Source organism: Roseiflexus sp. RS-1 (assembly GCF_000016665.1).
GTDB lineage: Bacteria > Chloroflexota > Chloroflexia > Chloroflexales > Roseiflexaceae > Roseiflexus.
The window spans coordinates 811,600-832,731 of sequence record NC_009523.1; the positions used below are offsets into that span (position 1 = coordinate 811,600).

Consider the following 21,132-nt stretch of genomic DNA (forward strand, 5'->3'; position numbering starts at 1 on the left):
GCACAACACCCGCTGCTCAGCAGGAAGGAATACCCATGGCGGAGCCAGAAACTCTTCTGCAGCTAGGGATCGACGCGGCGCGCGAAGGGAACCGTGAGGAAGCGCGCAATTTGTTCAGTCTGCTCACCCGCCAGGAGCCGGACAATGTCCAGGCGTGGCTCTGGCTTGCCGGTGTCGCCGAAGGACCGGAACAGCGCCGTGCTGCCCTTGAACGGGTGATCGAACTCGATCCGAACAACGAGATGGCGATCAAGGGGCTACAGGCGATGGGCGTGCCGCTGCCAAAACGCGGCAACGAACGCGCGCCCGCCGCGCCGCCGCCAACTCCCGCTCCTGCCGCGCCGCCAGCGCCGGAAGCCCCGGCAAAGCCTGCGGCAGCAATGAGCGATGAAGAGCAGTTCGCCGCAGAACTCGATGCTGCGTTCGAGGATTACGATGCGCTGCCGCGCGCCGCGCCGCCGCCACGCGCCGAACAACCGCCCGAAGAAGCCGGCAAACTGCCGCCAATGCCGCCGCGCGCCTCGCCTGTCCCGCCGCGCGCTGCGTCATCTTCACCACGGTCTTCCGCCACTCGCGCTGACGATGACGAAGAAGAGCCGCCGCGTCGGGGTCCCAGTCCACTGCTCTGGGTTCTGCTGGGCATCATTGCGCTGGTGCTGATCGTGTTCCTTGTGATTCAACTCTTCTTCCCGCCAGGTGCGCCCGCGCCTGTGTCGCCGACACAGGTCGTCGAACAACCAACCGAGCCGGTCACAGCGCCAACTCCTGCGGTCGAGACGACGCCGCCGGCTGCTGAGGCGACGCCGCAACCCGGCGATGCAACGCCGGAATCAACGCCGGGTGAGCAACCGACCGCTGCACCGCCTGCGGATCAACCGACTCCGGTTCCAGCGCCGGTCATTCCTCCAGAACAGGCGCAACCGGCGCCGGTTCCGATCGGGACGGTTCTCCAGGCGGATGGCTGGAACTACACCTACCCGAACCAGTTGTATGCCCTGGCGCTCGGTCCGAGTGTCGCCAACTTTACCGCCGAGAAAGGCGCGTTCCTGCACGTGCTGGTGTTTGTTGCCAACAATACCGGAACAGCCCAGCCGTTGCCGCGCGATTTCTTCGTCCTCAAGGATGCGCAAGGGCGGGTGTACCAGGCACGACCGGAGGTGTCGAGTGCGGCAGTGCGCCCCAGCGTGAATGCGGACGTCGGGCACGAAACGGCTATTCCGGCAAATGGGTTGACAACCAGCGTCTACCTGGTATTCGATGTCGCTCCCGACGCGACCGACCTGATGCTGTTTGCGCGGAACAAGCCGGATCAGGGCTTCCTGGTGATCGGTGCAGTGCGCTGAAGTCCCCCGGTTCTATGACCGATACTCAACGCAATCCGCTCTCCGCAGCCGCCGTGCGTTCGTTGTTGACCGCGGCGGCGCGTTTGCGTCAACAAGGCGACATCCAGCGCGCGCAGGTTCTTCTGCGCGCGCTGGTTGCGCAGCGCCCCGACGATCCGCGGGTGTGGCGCGCGCTTGCCGATGTCGCAGAGAGTGAGGAAGAACGACGCGCGGCGCTGCGCCGCGTGGTTCTGCTGGTGCGCGCATCGAGCGCGCCTCCGCCTGCGGGATCGTCGCCATCTGCCGCTGCTCCGCCCGCAACGCCTCCCCCGGTCACGCCGTCCCCGCCACCCGCCGCTGCAGCGCCATCGTCCGGTTCGCCGCCATCATCCGCTGTTGATCCCCACGTGCAGTCAGCGGTTGCGCCGCCTCCCCTGCCACCTGCCGCCGCTGCGCCGTCGCCTGCAGCATCTCAATCTGTTCCTTCCGCTCCGGTTGATCAGACGTCAACGGTGCGACCGGAGCGGACAGCACTGCCTTTTCCCAGGCGGTATGCCTGGATCGGAATAGCCATAACCGGCGCGGCGCTGCTGATCGTTGCGGGGTTGCTGGCGAATGCGCGCTTTCTGGCCACGAATGTTCGCCCTGAACCGACCCCGCCGCTGGCGACGCTGGAAGCGACCGGTGATGCGGCATCGGCTGCGCCATCGCCCGACGTTCCGCCTCCCTCACCCGTCGTCGCTGCTGCAACGCCGGTTGCACCATCCCCGGTAACGGTGGCGCCGACCGGCGCACCTGTCACACCAATCGTTCCCTCCCTGCCAGCATCGACACTGGCACCGACTTTTCCGCCACCGCCAGCATCGACACTGGCGCCAACTGGCGCACCTGTCACACCAACCGTTTCGCTACCGCCGACATCGACACCGGCGCCAACCCTTCCACCAGGAACCGTTATCCTGCGCGATGTCTGGACCCTCACCCTGCTGCGACCAGACCATGCCGTTGTGCTGAATGGTCCGATCGGGTCGCGCCAGCCAAATGGGCGCTTCATCCTGGCGCTGGTTGCGGTCGGGAACGGCGGTGCAACCGAAGCGGTCGCACCGGAGACGCTGTTCGCCCTGGTTGACCATCGCGGCAACCGTTATCTGCCCGAACCAGCGCTCTCGACACTCTACCTCGAAACGTTTGGACGTGGCGTCTATGGCGATTTCAGTCTCGGTGAAGCAATCCCTACCGGGATCGGTCAGGTAAGCGTTCCGGTGATCTTCGAGGTGCCGCTCGATGCACGCGGTTTGTCGTTGCATCTGGGAGACTCGGTTGCAGGATGGCCCGTTCAGGGTCTGCCGTGACCGACGTTCCACATCCGGAGATACACATCGTTGTCAATCGTTGGACGTTCGCCGGAAGAATGTCTATAATGCTCACGGGTTGTGCAGAACGCCAGTGATGCACAACGCAAATGTTCAAGGGTTGTGCAGAATCTGGTAACGCACAACGCACCATTCTGATGGCTGGTGAGTAATTACTCCGGTATAGCCCGCGCAGGCGGGCTTCGCCCTGGCTAGCCGAGGGCTTATGGTCTTTGAGTAAATAATCCGCTACAGCCCGCGCAGGCGGGCTTCGCCCTGGCTAGCCGAGGGCGTATGGACTTTGAAGAAATAATCCGGTATAGCCCGCGCAGGCGGGCTTCGCCTCGCATAGCCGGGGGCTTTAGCCCGACGGCTCGTGCGGTATAACGGATTAAATTCTCAATCTCCATCAGCCCGACGGCTAGCGCGGGATAGCGGATTAAGTTCTCAATCTCCATCAGCCCGACGGCAAGAGGTGCATACCGGATTAAGTTCTCAATCTTCACGAGAATAGCAATGCAGCACGCAACGCAGTTGATTGAACGATTCTATAATGAATGCGCGCGGCGTGCCAATGCAGCCCGCACGATAACGCTTCGACAGGCATAATGTCGCATGAACTCAACCTCCGCCCCGTCCACTGCCAATAACTCGCCTGCGCCGGTTGCGCATCGCCTCTTCCGGTCTTCCTGGGGCTGGCTGGCAATGATTCTGCTGATCGGCGCATTCTTCCGCTCGATGGCGCTGACAACCTGGGACGGCACGTCATACCTTCACCCCGATGAGCGGTTTATTATCTTCACCGCCTACAATCTCCAGGTACCGCGCAGTTTCAGCGATTACCTGCGCAGCGATTGCGCGGTCAACGGGCGAATCCCTGCGGCGCGCGCCACGACCGATGGCGCCGGCAACCCGCTGCCGCTGAACCAGCAGGAGCCGACCCGCGACAGTGGATGCAACACTCTCAACCCGCGGAATTACAACTGGTCGCGGTTCTTCGTGTACGGCACCCTGCCAACCACCGTCACACGCCTGGCGGTGGAACTCCAGGCGAACCTGGATGGTCGCCCCAACCGGATTTCGCCGGAAATGGTCCGCGATACCGGGCGCACGCTGTCGATGCTGTACGACCTGGGAACGATCTTGATGGTCTTCCTGATCGGGCGGCGATTGTACGATCAGCGCGCCGGGCTGCTTGCGGCGCTGCTGTATGCAACGGCAGCGTTTCCGATCCAGTTGTCGCATTTCTTCACGGTCGATGCGGCAACGGTTTTCTTCACCACCCTCTCGATCTACTGGGCGGTGCGGCTCGCGCAGGACGGCGGCGCGGGCAGCGCAATCGCCGCTGGCGTCAGTATCGGTGCGGCAATGGCGTGTCGCGTCACTATGGCAACCCTTGGTCTGGCGGTGGTGGTTGGTGCGCTGGCGCGCCTGGCGGAAGAAACCAGACGTCAGTATACGGACGCTGAACCGCCGGGCATCCTGGCGCGCATCCTGATGGCGCCTGCGAGCCTCCTGTTTGCCGTCGCCTGGCGCGTTGCGCTTGCCGGTGTCGTGACCGTGATCGCGTTTCGCGTGTTGCAACCCGATGCCTTCACCGGTCCGTCGTTGTTCGACGTGCGTCCAGAACCGCGCTTTCTCGACAATATCTCGTCGGTCGGACGGCTGATCAGCGGCGAGGCGGACTTTCCACCATCGCAACAGTGGGCGCAGCGCACCCCGTTTCTCTTCTCATTGCAAAACATGGTTCTGTGGGGGATGGGGTTGCAGCTCGGCATCGCGGCGTGGGTCGCGTGGGGCTTCGCCGGGTGGCGCATCCTGCGTCGCGGTGATGTGCGCCTGCTTGTGCCGTGGACGTGGATCGCCTTCTATTTTGCCTGGCAGGGCGGTCAGTTCGTGATGACCATGCGCTACTATGCGCTGCTCTATGGTCTGCTGATCGTCCTGGCAGCCGGCGGGTTGCTGGCGCTGTGGGATCGTGCGCGGCAACCGGGCGCATTGCGCTGGCGACGGATCGCCTGGCGCGCGCCGCTGATTGTCGTCGTAGCGGGAACGGCGCTGTGGGCGTTCGCATTCACCCGCATCTACACGGAACCTCATTCGCGCATTCAGGCGTCACGCTGGATCTACCAGAACATTCCCCCTGGCGCAGTGATCACCTTCGAACGCTGGGACGATCCATTGCCGCTGCCGATCGATGGGCAGAATCCCGGACAGTACATCGGCATCCCTACCGAACCGTATGGCGAGGATGAGCCGCTCAAGTACTATGGGTATGTCGCCAGCGACGGTTCGGCGGTCGAGGGATTGCTGGATCAACTGGATCGCGCTGATTACCTGATCTTCAGCAGCAATCGGGTGTACGACTCGGCGACGCGCCTGCCAGCGCGCTACCCGGCGTTGACCCGTTACTACTACCATCTGTTCGAGGGTGATCTGGGCTTTGAACTGGTTGCCGACATCCACTCGTTCCCGAAACTGTTCGGCATCGAAATACCGACGCCAATTCTGGCGGAGGAAGCCTTTAGTGTCTACGATCACCCGCGCATCCTGATCTTCCGCAAAACATCCGACTATTCGCGCGCCAGGGCGGAGCAGTTGATCCTTGGCGGCGTGGCGTGGGGCGAAGTCTTCAAAGTGACGACGCTGCGGGTCAACAAGGCGCCAACGGCGCTGCGCCTGACCGATGAGCAGTGGCCCCTCTACCGGGCGGCAGGCGACTGGGCGCGGATGTTCAATCCGGCAGATGTGGCGAATGCGGTTCCCTGGCTCTTCTGGTTGCTGGCGCTCGAAGCGCTCGGTCTGTCCTGTTTTGCGCTGCTGTTCCGCGCGCTGCCGGCGCTGCCGGATCGGGGGTATGCGCTGTCGAAAATCCTGGGATTGCTGATTGTGTCATACGTGGCATGGCTGCTGGCATCCGTCGGTCCGGCTGGTCTCCACGGAACGTTGCGCTCGCCGCTGGTTCCCTTCGGTAAAATCAGTGTCTTCATATGCGCAATTTTGCTGGTTGGCGCGGGCGTGCTGGCAATGCGCTGGAACCGTGCGGCGCTCGGCGCCTTCTGGCAGCAACGGCGCACCGCGCTCCTGACCGCCGAGGGAATCTTCCTGGCGTTTTTCTTCGGATTTGTGCTGCTGCGGGCAATAAACCCGGATCTCTGGCATCCGGCGCGCGGCGGCGAAAAACCGATGGATCTGGCGTTCCTTACCGCTATTGTCAAAAGTCCGGCTTTTCCGCCCTACGATCCGTGGTTCGCTGGCGGGTACCTGAACTACTACTACTTCGGCTTCGTGCTGGTGGCCACGCTCATCCATCTGACCGGCATCGTTCCAACGACGGCGTACAATCTGGCTGTGCCGACACTTGCTGCGCTGACGGCGCTCGGCGCATGGGGCGCGGCGTACAACCTGGTGGCGCTGCGAACCAGCAAAGGTGCGCCTCCCCCGGAAGAGGCGCCACTATCGGGCGCCTTCTGGCGGCGCGTGTTCGCCGCCGTTCCTGTGCGTTCCGCCACCTGGCGACGGTATGAGCGACAGGCGCTTGTCGCCGGGGTTGCGGCAGCAATCTTTGCGACGCTGATCGGCAATCTGGCGCAGGCAGTCTGGTTCCTGCCAGGTACCGGCACCGCGCAGGATCCCGGTCTCCCGGAGACGTGCCGCGCGCTGACGAGTTACGCCGCGCAGCAGGAGTGTCGCGGACGGGCGGAATGGGCGTTCTGGGACGCGACCCGGCTGGTGGGGATGACGCTGGGAGACGGGACGATCAACGAATTTCCCTTTTTCACCTTCCTGTTCGCCGACCTGCACGCGCATATGATTGCGCTGCCGCTCATCCTGGCAGCGCTGAACCTGATCGTGGCGATAGCGCGCCTCCGAGGCGGGCAGGCGCAGACGATCCGTTCGTCGATTTCGCCGGCGCTGCTGGCGGCGCTGGTTCCGCTGGCGCTGGTCATTGGCGCGCTCTATGCGACCAACACCTGGGATTATCCAACTGCAGCAGGATTGGGAGCGCTGGGACTGGCGGCGTGTGCCTGGACGCGCTACCGGCGCGGTTTGCCGCTGAACCAGGCGGTGCTGCTATGGATCGGGACATCGGTTGCGCTGGTGGCGCTGACACGCCTCCTCTTCCTGCCATTTATCCAGAAGTTCGCCACCGACTATGCTGGCTTCGAACTGTGGAACGGGTCGCGCACACCCACGTCCGAGTTTTTGCAGATCCACGGTCTCTGGCTGTTCCTGGCGATGAGCGGCGCGTTGCTCCTGGCGCACCGCACCGGACGCCTCAGCGCACGATGGGCGGCAGCCGTCGGCGGCGGGGTGATCGTTGCGGCGCTCCTGCTGGCGCTGTTGGGCATTCCGGCGCTGCCGCTCCAGGGATTGTTGCTGGCGGGTGGCAGCCTCCTGTTCATCGATCTGATCCGACGCGGCGTGGTTGTCGCGCCACGCGCCGCCACAGCCCCCTCCGAACCTGTCGGACCGGTGCAACTGATGCTTCCCGGCATTGCCGATGATCCACCGTCGCAGCGACGGGATGCAACGCCGCCTGGGATCGGTTCGACAACCCTGCTCACGCTGGTCTGGGGTCTCGCCGCGTTGGGTATCACGCTGCTGATCGAAATCGTGGTGGCGAAGGGCGACATTGGTCGGATGAACAGTGTGTTCAAGTTCGGCATGCAGGTCTGGTTGCTCTTCGCAGTGGTGAGCGGTGTTGCGCTGACCTGGATGTGGTCGGTGACTGCCAGACTGCGCGCAGGCGCACTGCGTCCGGTCTGGCGCGGCGCTGCCGTGCTGCTGATCGCCGCTGCCCTGGTCTATCCGCTCACTGCCACGCCAGCCCGCCTCGCCGACCGCTACGATTCGACGATTGGACCGACCCTTGACGGCATGGCGTTTATGCGCTCGCCACGCAGTGGTTGGGCGGAAAACGACCGCTCCTTCACCTTCGCCGAAGACGCGGACGCTATCGCCTGGTTGCGCGCCAATGTCGGCGGCACGCCAATTGTGCTGGAGGCGCATCTGGAAGCGTACCGCTGGGGGGGACGCATATCGGTCTACACCGGGCTGCCAACGTTGCTCGGCTGGCCCTGGCACATGACCCAGCAGCGCAGCGTCGCCGATGTCGGTCCGGTGCGCGATGCGCGCCAGGCGCTGATCCGCGACCTCTACAACGATCCGAATGCCCGCGAAGCGCTCCGCTTGCTGCGTCTCTATGGCGTTGAGTATGTTGTCGTCGGGCAACTTGAACGCGCCCTCTACGATCCGGCAGGGCTGGCGAAGTTCGATGCGCTTGCCGCTGCCGGTCAGATCGAGACGGTCTTCACCACAGGCGCAACGCGCATCTACCGTGTGCCGCCAGCAGACCATCCGCCCGCCGTGCTCACCACCTCGCTGCCAGTGCGCGCGCCGGCGCCAGTTCCGCGCAAAGACCTGATGCTGCCGATACGGGTTGGCGATCTTCCGCCGGTGGACATGCACGGCTGGAATCGGCTGGCGGAGAATCCGGGCATTGCCGTGGCGCTCTGGTTGCTGGTATGGTACGCACTGGCGCTGATCGGGCTGCCGCTGGCAGCGCTGGTCTTCAGCGCGCGCGCACTGGACGGCGGATGGCTCTGGGCGCGCATGATCGGATTGATCGCGTTCGGCTACGCAATCTGGTTGCCGGTCAGCGCACGCCTGTGGCAGTACGATGGGTGGGGTATGATCGCCGGTCTGATGCTGACCCTGGCGCTCAGCGCAGCGGCGCTGGTTGCGCATGGCAGACGGCGTATCGCTGCCGATGGTGAAACGGCGCATCACGCAACGCTGGCGTTTGAATTGCACCAGGGCTTCCTGGCGCTGCGCGCGATGCTGCATGAACGCTGGCGCTGGATCGTCGGCGGCGAGGCGCTATTCCTGGCAGCGTTTGCGTTCCTGTTGACGCTGCGCTGGTTGAACCCTGATCTGTGGCAACCGATCTGGGGCGGTGAAAAACCGTTCGAGTTCGGCTTCCTCAACGCCCTGATCCGCACCCCCGTGCTGCCGCCGTACAACCCGTTCTTCAGTGATGGCATCATCAACTACTACTACTACGGCTTCTTCCTGATGTCGATCCCGGTGCGCCTGACCGGCATCCCGCCGTCGGTCGCCTACAATCTGATCGTGCCCACGCTGTTCGCGCTGATGCTGTCTGCCGTGTTTGCGCTGATTGTTCGCATTCGCGGTTCATGGCAGTGGGGGGTGGTTGGCGCGCTCCTGGTCGGCGTGGTCGGGAATCTGGCTGCCGTCTTCCCGGCGAACTGGGCGCGCGGTCTCGCACCGGTCTTCAGTGCGCTGAACGAAGGTCTTGCCGGTTTTGGCGAACGCCTCGGCGACTGGTTCGTCGGTCCGACACGGGTGATTCCATCGACCATCAACGAGTTCCCGTACTTCAGTTTTCTCTTTGCCGACCTGCATCCCCACACGATTGCGCTGCCGCTGACGGTGCTGATGATTGCGCTGGTCTTCGAGGCGTTCGTTGCGCGCCCGACCGGGTGGACGGATCGTGCGGCGCGCTGGGGGGTGACAGCGTTGACGCTCGGCGCACTGGCGGTCACCAACTCGTGGGACTTCCCAACCTATGGATTGCTGCTGGGTGGTGCGCTGCTGGGGCGCGCCTGGCGCACGATGCGGCGCATTGATCGGCATCTGGCGATGAGTCTGATCGGTGCAGCGCTTGGCGGCGCGGCGCTCGGCGGCGCAGCACTGGCGCTCTATCTGCCGTTCTTCCAGAACTTTCAGGCAATGGTCGGCGGCGTGGGTCTGGTGCGCGATGCCACGCATTTGAGCGACTACCTGCTGCTCTATGGCGTTTTTCTGACGCCGCTGATCGTGGCGCTGTTCGGAGCAGCGTGGCGCACGCTCCGTATGGTTGGGCGTCGAACGTACCATTTCAACCTCTCGACCGCCAGCACATCGCCGGAAGCGACCGGTTTTGTGGCAGGAATATCGGGGATGCCCGGTGCAGGGCGTGTGTCGCTGGCGCTCCTGGCAATTGTCGTGGCGCTGACCGGCGCGCTGGCGATGCTGCCGAACCTTTTGCTGGCGCTCAATCTCGACGGTGCTGCAACGCTCCTTCAGACTCCGTCAGAAGCCCTTGCGCCGTTCACATTGCGCATCTGGCTCGCAACCCTGTTGACCATTACGGTGGGAACGCTGCTGGTGCGCAGTCTGCGTCCGGAAACCTGGTTTGCGTTCTGGACGACCGGTGTGGCGCTGATCGTCACACTGATCTGCGAAATCATCTATGTGCGCGACCATCTCGACGGCGGTGAATGGTACCGCATGAACACGGTTTTCAAGTTCGGTCTGCAGGCGTGGGTGTTGCTGGCGATTGCAACGACGCTTCTGCTGCCGTCGTTGCTCCGTTCGCTCCAGCGGCGCAGCGCTGTCGTGCAGACGATCGGGCTTGCTGTGCTGATCGTTCTCTTCGCGCTGGCATCCGTCTACCCGCTGGTCGGTACGGTAAGCCGCACGGCGTACCGCTTCCCCGGTAATACGACCGGTCCAACGCTCGATGGGCTGGCATTCATGGAACGCGAGTCGTTCCCGCTTCCTGCGTATCTGCAACCGTCCGGCGCACCGCCGACGACGATTGTGCTGCGCTACGACTACGAGGCGATTCGCTGGCTCGAACAGAACATCCACGGAACGCCGGTCGTGTTGCAATCGAGCCTTGAGTTTTACCGCGCCTATGGGGTGCGTATCGCTGCCAACACCGGCTTCCCCACGATTGTCAGTCCATTGCACGAGAGCGAACAGCGCAATCCGCAGGACGTTTACCGGCGCGATCTGGACGTTGCGCAGATCTACCGCACGACCGACACCCGGGAGGCGCTGCGCCTTCTCTCACGCTACCGTGTCGGGTATGTGTATGTCGGTCCGATCGAACGCGCCGTTTATGGCGAGGCAGGGTTGTTCAAGTTTCAGCAGATGACCGGCTCGTTCCTGGATGTGGTGTTCCGCAACGATCAGGTGACGATTTATAAGGTGAACGACACGGTTCATACCCTGCCCATGCTTCCGCCGCTCGACCGACCGGCGCCGGCGCCGGTTGCGCCGCTGCCCGTGCCAGAAGAGGATGCCGGTGAACCAGAACCGGTTGCGCCTGTGGCGCCGCCAGACAATGACCTGCGAAATCCCGCCGTGATCGAGGCGCTGGAGCGGCAGCATCAGGAAAATCCCGGCGATGCCGGTCCGGCATATGCGCTCGCGGAGCGGTACCGGGCGCTGGGGCGGTTTGAAGAGGCGGTAGAGGTGCTCCGACCCGCAGCGCGCGCCAACCCGAACGATGTCGCACTGCATCATCTGTTTGGTGATATTCTGATCGATGCAGGGCGCTTCGACGAAGCCATCGAGGCGTATCGCGCCGCCGTTCGCGCCAGCCCGGTGGCGGGCAACTACAACAAACTGGGGGTCGGCTTGTTGACGATTGGACGACCGGGAGATGCCGAGCAGGCATTTTTGCAGGCGATCCAGATCGATCCGACGCTCCCTGAGCCGTACTTCCGTCTGGGAACGCTCTACGAGCAACTCGGCGACGAGCGCCAGGCAATCGAGCGGTACCGCGCGTATCTCGATCTGGCGCCCGACGGTTACCTTGCGCCCCTGGCGCGCGAGGCGCTGGAGCGGCTCGGAGCGTCACCGTGAGCTGCTCAGAAGGCGAGAGGGTTGAAGGTTGAAGGTTGAACCCGGTTCCTGGTTCTCGGTTCCTGGTTCCTGGTTCTCGGTTCTCAGTTCGTGGTTCTCGGTTCCTGGTTCCTGGTTCTCGGTTCTCAGTTCGTGGTTCTCGGTTCTCAGTTCGTGGTTCTCGGTTCCTGGTTCTCGGTTCTCGGTTCTCGGTTCTCAGTTCTCAGTTCTCAATCATGCTCACCGACATCCTCACATACTGGTTAGCAGCTCAGGCGCTCGGCATTGTCGGGCTGCCCGCGGCGCGCCTGTTGCTGGGTGCGCTGCCAGATCGCGGCTACGCTTTTGCCAGATCGCTGGGTCTGCTGCTGACCGGATATGTGGCGTGGCTGGCGGCCATGTTCGGGCTGGCGCCATTCGGCGCACCACTGATCGTGGCGGCGGGGGGTGCGGTATTCATCGGCGGTATGCTGGCGCTACGCCATTCAGACGCAACTGAACCGGCGCAGTTGTTCGGCTGGATGCGCACCAACTGGCGCGTTGTCATCTTTTACGAGGCGCTGTTCGCGGCTGCGCTCGTCTTTCTGGCGTTGCTGCGCGCGCAAGAGTATGGCTTCGTCGGTCCGCACCCCTGGGGTACCGAGCGACCGATGGATTACGCTTTCTTCAATGCGATCCGCGCCAGCACCGTCTTTCCACCGCACGATCCCTGGATGTCGGGCTACAGCATCAATTATTACTACTTTGGCTATCTGCTCATGGCGGCAGTGTCGCTGGTCACCGGGGTGCATCCGGCAGTCGGGTACAACCTGTCGCTGGCGCTGATCTTTGCGCTCACGGCGCTCGGCGTGGCAGGCATGGTGTGCAACCTGGCGGCGATGGCGGAGCGGTTGAGTGACTCGCGTTCGTCTGCCGTCTCCGATGCTGGTGCTGATGCAACGCGCATTCGAGCGCCAGACTACGAGGGTGACGCTGCTGTGGCGATGCTGCGCCCGGCGCCGGCGATCCACCCTGCTTCCGGCGGAGTGGCGCATGCCGCCGTTGTGCACCGTCACCTGAACATTATGCGCATGCAACGCAGTGCGCTGGTCACGAATCCACTTCAGTCGCCGCCCGAAGTAGCAGCGGAAGACGTGTCAACGGAAACCGATGCGGATCGTGAACAACCACAGATCCCTGATGCTTCGCCAGATGCGCGGCGCCGGATGCCCTGGCAGGTCTGGATCGCTGCGCTGCTCACCGTGGTTGCGGTGCTGCTGGCGGGGAATCAGGCTGGCACATTGCAAATCATCGTTGGTGATGAACGCATTGTGGCGCTTGACGGGGTGCAACTGAGCGCGGCGATTGCGCAGGCGCTGAGCGGTGCGGAAACGATCACACTCCCCTATCCTGCGCGCACCGGCGCCGGTGATTTCGGCGAGATAACGACCCTGAAGCGGAGCGACCGGATTGCCGATTTTAACTGGTGGTGGCCCTCGCGCGTCGTGTGGGACGAACGCCCCGGCTGGAATCCGGCAACACAGCAGATCGAGAAGGTACGCGGCTACGCGATCACCGAGTTTCCCTTCTTCTCGTTCTGGCTCGGCGATATGCATCCGCACGTTATGGCGCTGCCATTCGGCGTGCTGGCGCTGGCGCTGGCGCTGAACATCGTTGCGCGCCCGACGCCGTTGCATTTGTGGCGCAGTCGGGTCACATTGATCCTCGCTGGCATCGTTCTCGGCAGTCTGTACATGATCAACAGTTGGGATTTGCCGACGTATCTGCTGATCTTCCTGGGAGCGCTGGCGTTCAAGACTGCCACACAGCCCGACATGGCTCTTGCAGGCGCAGCATTCTCCAACATGCCGCTCATCACCCGCCTGACACCGCCCTGGCGCAGTTACCTGGCGAATGCGCTGCTCATCATTGTGGCGAGCGTTCTGCTGATCGCGCCATTTCTGCTGACATTCACCTCGCTGGTTGGCGGGCGCGCGCCGCTCATCGATCTCCCGCTGATTGGCGGGATCACCCGCTTCCTGGGGTTCGTCACCGACAGGACAGACCTGCACAGTTTCCTGATCATCTTCGGCGTCTTTCTGACGCCGCTTATCGGTCTGACGGTTGCGCTGGCGCGCGACATGGAGCGCACCCTTCTCATCGGATCCGGCATTGCAGTCGTGGTGGGGGCGTTCATCGGCTTCCCGCTGGCGGCGCTGCTCCCGCTCGGTCTGGCGGCAGTCCTGATCGCCCGGCGACATTCCGACCATCCGGCGGATGCGTTTGTGTTCGTCATGTTCGCCCTGGGATGCGCGATCTGTCTCGGCGTCGAGGTGGTGTACATCCGTGATGTCTTCGAGAATCGGATGAATACGGTGTTCAAGTTCTACTACCAGATCTGGTTGATCTGGGGAGTGACCGGAGGATATGCCGCCTGGCGGTTGGTGCAGCGTGCGGTGACGTTGCAGCGAACGCAACCGCTCAGGTTGATCGGAGGTCTGGTGGCGCCGGTGATCGCACTCGTGTTGCTGGCGAGCGGACTGACCTACCCGTGGCTGACAGCGGGGAAAGCATTCACCGAAGGCAGGCACGTCGGGCTGGAGGGGCGCACGCCACGGGAACGCACGTCGGCTGGTGCTGAAGCGATTGCCTGGATTCGCGCCAATACCCCTGGTGATGCCGTCATTCTCGAAGCCGTCGGACCGTCCTACGATACCGCCGGCATGGGGTACGGCGGCGTTTCATCGAGCACCGGGCGGTCAACGGTGATGGGATGGGAAGGGCATCAACAGCAGTGGCGCGGCGGCGACCCGACGTTGCTTGCAGAGATTGCGCCGCGCGCCGCCGATGTGGCAACGATCTACAGCACAACCGATGTCGCGCAGGCGCGCGCGTTGCTGGCGACCTACGGCGTGGATTACATCTACCTCGGTGAAACCGAACGCCAGACCTACCCGGCGGAAGGGCTGGCGAAATTGCCGGAGTTGGGCGAAGTTGTCTTCCAGAATGAGGAAGTGACCATCTACCGCGTCAGAACGTCATAGGTTCAGCGATACCCTTCCGCCTGCATCTCGAACAGGCGGGCATACGTTCCGCCCTGCCGCAGCAATTCAGCGTGCGAACCGATCTCGGTAATGCACCCGTTCTCAATCACCGCGATCCGGTCTGCCATGCGCACTGTTGAGAAGCGATGCGAGATCAACACCGCAATCTTGCCGGCGGTCAATTCACGGAAGCGCTGGAAGATCTCATACTCCCGTTCAGCATCGAGCGCTGCGGTCGGTTCATCGAGCACGAGCACCTCGCCCTCGCGCATAAAGGCGCGGCTCAGCGCAATTTTCTGCCACTGCCCGCCCGACAACTCAAACCCGTTCTCGAACCAGCGCCCCAACATCGTCTCCATCCCGGCGGGCAGTTCGGCGATAATGTCGTCGGCGCCGCCGCGTTGCGCCGCCTCACGGACCCGTGACTCATCGTCGAGACGATCGATCTGACCGAAGCCGATATTCTCGCGCGCACTCAACTGGTACTTCACGAAATCCTGGAAAATCACCCCAATGCGACGACGCACCTCGTCGATGTCATAATCGCGCAGATCCACGCCGTCGAGCAGAATCTCCCCTTCGGTTGGATCGTAGAGGCGGGTGAGGAGTTTGATCAGCGTTGTCTTACCGGCGCCGTTCGGTCCGACGAGCGCCAGTTTTTCGCCGGGTGCAATCGTCAGGTTGATGTTGCGCAGCGCCCAATCATCGCGTCCAGGATAACGGAACGATACGTTACGAAACTCAAGACCGCGTTGCAGGCGGGGAGGAACAGCGACCGGTTGCGTGGCGCGGCTCATATGCGGTTGAAGACTCAGAAAACTGAACAGGTTATCCATGAACAGACCGTTTTCATACAGCCTGGTGACGTTGCTGAACAGACTCTGAAAGGCGCTCTGACTCTGCCGGAAGAGGGTCAGGTAGAGGGTCATGCTTCCCAGCGTGATCGTGCCGGCAATGGTCACGAACACAATCCAGGCGTATGCGCCGTAGTAACTGAGGTTGGCGATCACTCCCCATCCGACGCTGATGAGCGAACGACGCCGCGCCAGATCGACATCCTCGCAAAAGAAGACCTGAAAGGTATCGCTGTAGCGCTTCAACAGCGGCTCACCCAGGCCGAACAGTTTCACTTCTTTGACGCTGCTATCGACGGTCAGCACATGTTCGAGGTACTGCATCCGGCGAAACTCCGGCGCGTGCCAGGTCAGCAAGCGAAAGTAGAGATGGCTGTACCGTCCCTGCGCCACAAATGCCGGGATCGTCGCCCCGAACAGCACCAGCGTGATCCACGGATTGAATGCCAGCAGCAGCACCGCAAATGAGAGGAGGGTCAGGAGGTTCTGTACCACGCTATACGAACCATTGATAATGCCGAGCGCGCGGAAATCGGCTTCACGCCGCGCATTCTGCAACTTATCGTAGAAACTGGCATCCTCGAAGTAGGAGAGATCGAGCGAGAGCGCTTTTCGGATAATATCAACATTGATCGCGTGCCCCAGACGGGCGTTGAGCACGTGCTCGTAGAACATGCGCATCTGAGCCGCAGCAGCGCCGATCAGCAGCAGTGCCAGTTCAAATCCCAGGTATGGCAGAGTGCGCTCCAGCCCCGCCAGTGGATCGACGCGCGCAGTAAACGAATCGACGACCGTGTCGACAATCAAAGCGCCAGCCCATGCCTGCGCCGCAGGCAGTGCAGCGGCAACCAGCGTCAGCGCCGCCATCACCAGCGTTGATCGCCGGTCGGCGCGCCATACCAGACGAAACGCTCCGGGAATGTTGCCGAACGCAGTACGCACCTGCGCCAGGCGTTCAGACCACGTCCGGGCAGGTTCAGGCTCGAACGGACGGCGCCCCCGTCGTCCTCCAGAAACTTCCAGCATCGTCATCCTCATCGAGACAGCAACGCGCCCGGCGAAGCGCCAGGCGCGTCCGAAGGCGATCCCGATCTCATGATAGCACGCGGATGATCGAGTATGACCTGGAAAAACGGGTAGGAACGGTGAGGCGGGCAGGGTAGCGACTCTTCCTCACCGCTTCAGCATCAACTGCACATACTCTTCAGCTGAGATCGGCTCGAAGTTCCCGCCGCGATTCAGATAGACGATCGCTTCATTCTTAATCATCACCCGCATATCGAGGGCGCCGTCGTTGTTGAGATCGACGAAATCGAGCAACACTGGCGTCTTGTCCTCACCGGCGCCGAAAAGATACGGACCGGTGATCACGCGCGTTTTGGCGCTGTCGCCGCCGGGGATGTGAAAAATAACCACCTGACGGTTGAGGTTCATCGCCACGAAGCGACTTGGCGTCACCGGACTGTCGTCGCTCCCGACGACCGCCTGGGCGTGGAAGGTGCGCGTTGTACCGTACCGCAGGTCGTCAAGACGTTCCCGCCCCCAACTCACGACGTTCCCCATGACCGCATACAGCGCCAGCAGCGCCAGAAGCCCGGTGATCAGGTACATCATACTGTTGACGCCCACCCGCGGTGGAACCGGTAACGGGCGACCGGACGACAGGCGAGTATTGTTCCGCAGATCCTTACTTGTGACAGCCATCGTTCGCCCCCTTGATTTCAGAACTGACACCTCGCGCCGCTGTGGGCGTTTTTCATGACCGACGTTCCTGCAAAAACGCACCGCCGAGACGCCGAGAGCACAGAGAACTCCAAAAACGAAGCACGATTCTATGCGTAGCACGGCATGCGTTTGAGCGACTCGCTATGGAATCTTCCTCTGCGAACGCTGCGCCTCTGCGTCGAAATAACCTTTTTGCAGCGACCCATGACTTAAATAAAAACGTATGTGCTACTGTTACAGGCATGATACCAGAACATGCTTGCTACGTCAAGGGGGATTTGAAGGTTCAGGGAGGACGAATCAGTGATTGGGAGGGAACAGATCGCGTTCGATCACTTCCCCATTCCAGGGCGGCGCGACGCGGGTAAAGCGTTCGACCGCATTGAGGCGACGCTGGAGCGGTTTCGGCAGGCGACGGATCCAGCCGATGCCGCCACCCTGACTGTGGTGACATTCCCGCGCCCGGATCGCCTGCTCGAAATATGCAGCCGTGTCGATTTTTGTCGTTGCTGGCGTCGCTTCACGCGCAGCACGGACCAGATCGACATCGCCGTTTCGCCCGAAACGACTCGGGTCTTTCCCCAGCAGACGCATCATGAATACGACTGTCGATAAAAAGCGGGTTCCAAACGTCGAGTAGTAGAGACGCTGCGGTTGCCACGGCGCCAGACCATCGGCGATCTGTTCAGGATAGAGGGTCGGATTGCCAGCCGCTTCGAATGCCGCCGTCGTCACCTGGTGACAGAACACGTGATCAGGGTGCCCGTAGCCGCCGTACGGTCCGAATGTGACGACGACCTGTGGGCGTATGGCGCGGATCAGGGCAACGATCTGCCCTGCGACGAGTGCTGGCGGTTGCCGGATAAGCGCGTCAGGATGCTGGTTATCCGGCGAGCCGGGCATGCCCGAGTCGCGGTGCCCCAGAAAGTGCACGCCTGTCAGCCCGAGCACTTCGGCTGCCCGCATCTGCTCCACGGTTCGCAGTGCACCGACATCGGCATACCCTGCCAGCAGTTCGGGCGAAACATCTCCCGCTTCGCCACGCGTTGCGCATGCGTAGTGGACGGCCACGCCATCGCTGCTGTAGCGCAGGATCGTCCCCGCATTCCCAAAACTTTCGTCATCTGGATGAGCATAGACGAAGAGCAGACGCCGATCAGCATCGTTGCTGCGCAACCAGCGCGAGTCAATACCCCAGGCAGTCAGTGTATGAGTATCCCGTACCGACATAGTCCAGTTCTCGGTTCTCGGTTCTCAGTTCTCAGAACGGAAGGCAAATTATACCACTTTCTCTCACGAAGAATTAACGGCGGCACACACCCCCATCCGCCATCTCAGCGGGTATAATGCATTCTGCGTCTAGAGAGGCACGAATCGCATGCATCGCTGTTTGTTCATTCTCTTCGTTCTGGCGCTGGCAACGCTGTTTCCCGCCCCTGTTTCCGCCAGCCAGGTTGCCGATGAAATCGTTCTGCACCTCGCCGGAGGTTGGTCGCTGACCACCAGGGCGCGCATTCACGGTCCGAATGCCGCACGTCTCGATGCAGCGCTGGCGCAGGCTGGCGCTCAGCGGGCATACGCGCTTGGCGGTGATGCGTATCTGCTGAAACTCGTCCGCCCGCTCGACCCGCGCGTTCTGAGCGCGCGTCTCTCCGACGTGCCCGGTGTTGTGTATGCCGAGCCAAACTATGAGCGTCGGTCGTTTCTTGTTCCCAACGATGAAGGCATCGACCGTCAGTGGTCGCTAACCGTTCTTCAGGCATTCGATGCATGGTCGATCACAACCGGCAGCGACATCGTGATTGCCGTACTCGACACCGGCGTTTCGCCGACACATCCAGAACTACGCGGACGGGTGCTTCCCGGTTTTGATTTCGTGAACAACGATGACGATCCCCGCGACGATGACGGGCACGGAACATTTACTGCCGGCGTCGCTGCCGCCGAGGGCAACAATGGGATTGGCGCAGCCGGGATGTGCTGGCAGTGTCGCATTCTTCCGGTAAAAGTGCTCAACCGGCGCGGTCGCGGGAACGATGCCGCCATCGCCGCCGGCATCCGCTTCGCCGTTGATCGCGGTGCACGAATTATTACGATGAGTTTCGGCGGACCGGATGACTCGCGTGTTTTGCGGGAAGCGGTGACATATGCGCTGGAACGCAATGTTTTGCTCGTCGCGGCATCGGGCAATGGTCAGGCGGAGGGCAATGTTCCGAATTACCCTGCTGCGTATCCCGGCGTTCTCGCCGTCTCGGCGACCGGACCGGACGATGCGATCACCAGTTTCTCGACGACCGGCGATTTTGTTGATCTTGCTGCACCGGGCGCCGGTGTCTGGAGCACATTGTGGCGGCGCACAACGGGTGATACGTATGGATTTGCCGATGGAACATCAGCAGCCTGCCCGCACGTTGCTGGCGCCGCCGCGCTGGTATGGACGGTGCGACCGGAGTTATCCGCCCGCCAGGTCGCGGAGGTGCTGATGCTTGGCGCCGATGATCGCGGTACGCCGGGAAAGGACCCGGCATACGGCTACGGTCGGTTGAACCTGCTGCGCGCGTTGCAGGTTGCGCTGGATCCCAATCTTCTAGCGCGTTCGCGCATCGAGGGCGTGGTGCACAGCGTCGATCCTGTCCAGACGACGGTGGCGTTGAACATCGGGCAGGAAACCCGCCCCGACGCGACCGGTTTCTTCCGTTTCGACAATCTTCCACCCGGTCAGTACACCGTCATTGTGCGCAGTCCATCGGGTGAGTCATTGCAGCAACAGGTTTCGCTCACCGGAACCGCGCTGAGCGTGGCGCGCATCGATTTTGCTCTCGACCGTCAGGCGGCGATCAGCACCGCATTTACGCCAGTTCAACCGCAGCGCGGGGCGGTCTACTTCCCCGAAACGGGGCACACCCTGCGCGGCGTGTTCCTGTCGTACTGGCGCGCCCACGGCGGATTGCCGGTGTTCGGCTACCCGATCAGCGAGGAGTTCATCGAACGCAGCGACGACGGGCGCGAGGCGCTGGTTCAGTATTTCGAGCGGCACCGCTTCGAGTTGCGCCCTGAGAATCGCCCGCCCTACAACGTTCAGTTGACCCGTCTGGGCGATGTGATCCTGCGCGCGCGCGGGGTCGATTGGTTCACCTTGCCGAAAGGCGCGCCACAACCCGGATGCCGCTATTTTCCCGAAACCGGTCACAGCCTGTGCGAACCGTTCCTGAGCGCCTGGCGATCCAGCGGACTGGAGTTCGACCGACGACGCGGCAAGTCGGAGGCGGAGAACCTGGCGCTGTTCGGCATGCCGATTTCGGAACCGCAGGTCGAGACGCTGCCGGATGGGCGTCTGATTCTGGTGCAGTGGTTCGAGCGCGCGCGCTTCGAGGATCACGGACCGGATGGGGTGCTCTTCGGGCTGCTCGGCAACGAACTGGCGCGACTGAAAGGGTGGAAACCGTAATCAGACGCAAGCGGATTGCCAGCATCTGACGGTGCCGCCGTTCCGCCCCACCTGCTGCACCATCCAGCCGAACGTGACGGTGCTGAGACCCCAACCGACCGCTCCCCAGACCCGCTGTGATCCATAGCGTTCGCGCGCATTGCCGAGCGCTGCCAGAGTTGCGCTATCCGCCAGCGGCGCAACCGGCGCCGCAAACAGGCTCATGATCACCACCAGGGCGAAGATGAACCAGAAATCGGTCACGCGGCCGAGCACGATGGCCGGAAGGATTGCACCGACAATGACGATGGGGAGCAGCACACGCCGTATTCGCAGGGCGTCGGCAAGCAACCCCCACAACGGGCTGGCAATCTGTAAGATTCCCGCCAGCGACAGCAGCACCCCGATCTGCGCCAGGTCCAGCCCGATATTCCGATAGTGCAGCGTAATGAACGGCATGAATGAGCCAAGCGCCACAAACCAGAAGAAGTAGAACACTTTCGGCGCGATCAGGAAGTGTGTCGCGTAAGCGCGAAGCGAGGAGCGAATAGTCATGGGGAGAGTCCGATCCATCGACAGGACGATACCCGCACATTATAGGGCACAATCCCGTGGTATCATACATAAAGGATGCGCAATCAGCGATGTGATTGCGTTCTTCCTGATAGAAGCATTGTTGTCGGACTACGGTGCAGGGGCGACGGGCCTCCGCCGCCTTCGCCGCCTGTCAGCCAAGGCAGGAACATGGGAGCAACGCTTCCCGGCGGCACAGTTCAGGAAGTCCGCAGC

Annotated in this window: 9 protein-coding genes; 5 read left to right on the forward strand and 4 right to left on the reverse strand. The window is 62.5% G+C overall.

Annotation, left to right across the window (positions count from 1 at the left end; genetic code table 11):
- Positions 1-35: 35 nt before the first annotated feature.
- The 4 genes from ROSERS_RS03400 to ROSERS_RS03415 all read left to right on the forward strand — a co-directional run bounded on the left by ROSERS_RS03400 (position 36) and on the right by ROSERS_RS03415 (position 14,337).
- On the forward strand, positions 36-1,343 hold the full coding sequence (locus ROSERS_RS03400) for a tetratricopeptide repeat protein (RefSeq protein WP_011955431.1): 1,308 nt from the start codon (positions 36-38) through the stop codon (positions 1,341-1,343).
- 14 nt (positions 1,344-1,357) lie between these two features.
- On the forward strand, positions 1,358-2,674 hold the full coding sequence (locus ROSERS_RS03405) for a tetratricopeptide repeat protein (protein WP_011955432.1): 1,317 nt from the start codon (positions 1,358-1,360) through the stop codon (positions 2,672-2,674).
- 615 nt (positions 2,675-3,289) lie between these two features.
- Positions 3,290-11,335, forward strand: coding sequence for a DUF2298 domain-containing protein (locus ROSERS_RS03410; RefSeq protein WP_049767460.1), 8,046 nt, complete (start codon positions 3,290-3,292; stop codon positions 11,333-11,335).
- A 215-nt stretch (positions 11,336-11,550) separates the two neighbouring features.
- Positions 11,551-14,337, forward strand: a complete 2,787-nt coding sequence (locus ROSERS_RS03415) for a DUF2298 domain-containing protein (RefSeq protein ID WP_011955434.1) — start codon at positions 11,551-11,553, stop codon at positions 14,335-14,337.
- A 2-nt stretch (positions 14,338-14,339) separates the two neighbouring features.
- On the opposite strand, the gene ROSERS_RS03420 is transcribed toward ROSERS_RS03415, so the two are convergent.
- The 3 genes from ROSERS_RS03420 to ROSERS_RS03430 all read right to left on the reverse strand — a co-directional run bounded on the left by ROSERS_RS03420 (position 14,340) and on the right by ROSERS_RS03430 (position 18,146).
- The gene (locus tag ROSERS_RS03420) at positions 14,340-16,217 is read right to left on the reverse strand and encodes an ABC transporter ATP-binding protein (RefSeq protein WP_011955435.1); all 1,878 of its coding nucleotides are present in this window, start codon (positions 16,215-16,217) and stop codon (positions 14,340-14,342) included.
- Positions 16,218-16,364: 147 nt separating this feature from the next.
- Positions 16,365-16,895 (reverse strand): hypothetical protein, encoded by a 531-nt coding sequence (locus tag ROSERS_RS03425; RefSeq protein WP_011955436.1) that lies wholly within the window; start codon positions 16,893-16,895, stop codon positions 16,365-16,367.
- A 321-nt stretch (positions 16,896-17,216) separates the two neighbouring features.
- The gene (locus ROSERS_RS03430) at positions 17,217-18,146 is read right to left on the reverse strand and encodes a PIG-L family deacetylase (RefSeq protein ID WP_011955437.1); all 930 of its coding nucleotides are present in this window, start codon (positions 18,144-18,146) and stop codon (positions 17,217-17,219) included.
- 148 nt (positions 18,147-18,294) lie between these two features.
- Here ROSERS_RS03430 and ROSERS_RS03435 point away from each other — a divergent pair, with 148 nt between their 5' ends.
- Positions 18,295-20,364 (forward strand): S8 family serine peptidase, encoded by a 2,070-nt coding sequence (locus ROSERS_RS03435; RefSeq protein ID WP_011955438.1) that lies wholly within the window; start codon positions 18,295-18,297, stop codon positions 20,362-20,364.
- Here the strand turns inward: ROSERS_RS03435 and ROSERS_RS03440 are convergent, their stop codons facing one another.
- Complete coding sequence (locus tag ROSERS_RS03440) at positions 20,365-20,898, reverse strand: MFS transporter (protein WP_041332925.1); 534 nt, start codon at positions 20,896-20,898, stop codon at positions 20,365-20,367.
- Positions 20,899-21,132: the final 234 nt, after the last annotated feature.

Excerpts from the sequence above, each read along its gene's own strand:
- ROSERS_RS03400 (WP_011955431.1), top strand. The coding sequence starts at position 36 with ATGGCGGAGCCAGAAACTCTTCTGCAGCTAGGGATCGACGCGGCGCGC.
- ROSERS_RS03405 (WP_011955432.1), top strand. The coding sequence starts at position 1,358 with ATGACCGATACTCAACGCAATCCGCTCTCCGCAGCCGCCGTGCGTTCG.
- ROSERS_RS03410 (WP_049767460.1), top strand. The coding sequence starts at position 3,290 with ATGAACTCAACCTCCGCCCCGTCCACTGCCAATAACTCGCCTGCGCCG.
- ROSERS_RS03415 (WP_011955434.1), top strand. The coding sequence starts at position 11,551 with ATGCTCACCGACATCCTCACATACTGGTTAGCAGCTCAGGCGCTCGGC.
- ROSERS_RS03420 (WP_011955435.1), bottom strand. The coding sequence starts at position 16,217 with ATGCTGGAAGTTTCTGGAGGACGACGGGGGCGCCGTCCGTTCGAGCCT.
- ROSERS_RS03425 (WP_011955436.1), bottom strand. The coding sequence starts at position 16,895 with ATGGCTGTCACAAGTAAGGATCTGCGGAACAATACTCGCCTGTCGTCC.
- ROSERS_RS03430 (WP_011955437.1), bottom strand. The coding sequence starts at position 18,146 with ATGTCGGTACGGGATACTCATACACTGACTGCCTGGGGTATTGACTCG.
- ROSERS_RS03435 (WP_011955438.1), top strand. The coding sequence starts at position 18,295 with ATGCATCGCTGTTTGTTCATTCTCTTCGTTCTGGCGCTGGCAACGCTG.
- ROSERS_RS03440 (WP_041332925.1), bottom strand. The coding sequence starts at position 20,898 with ATGACTATTCGCTCCTCGCTTCGCGCTTACGCGACACACTTCCTGATC.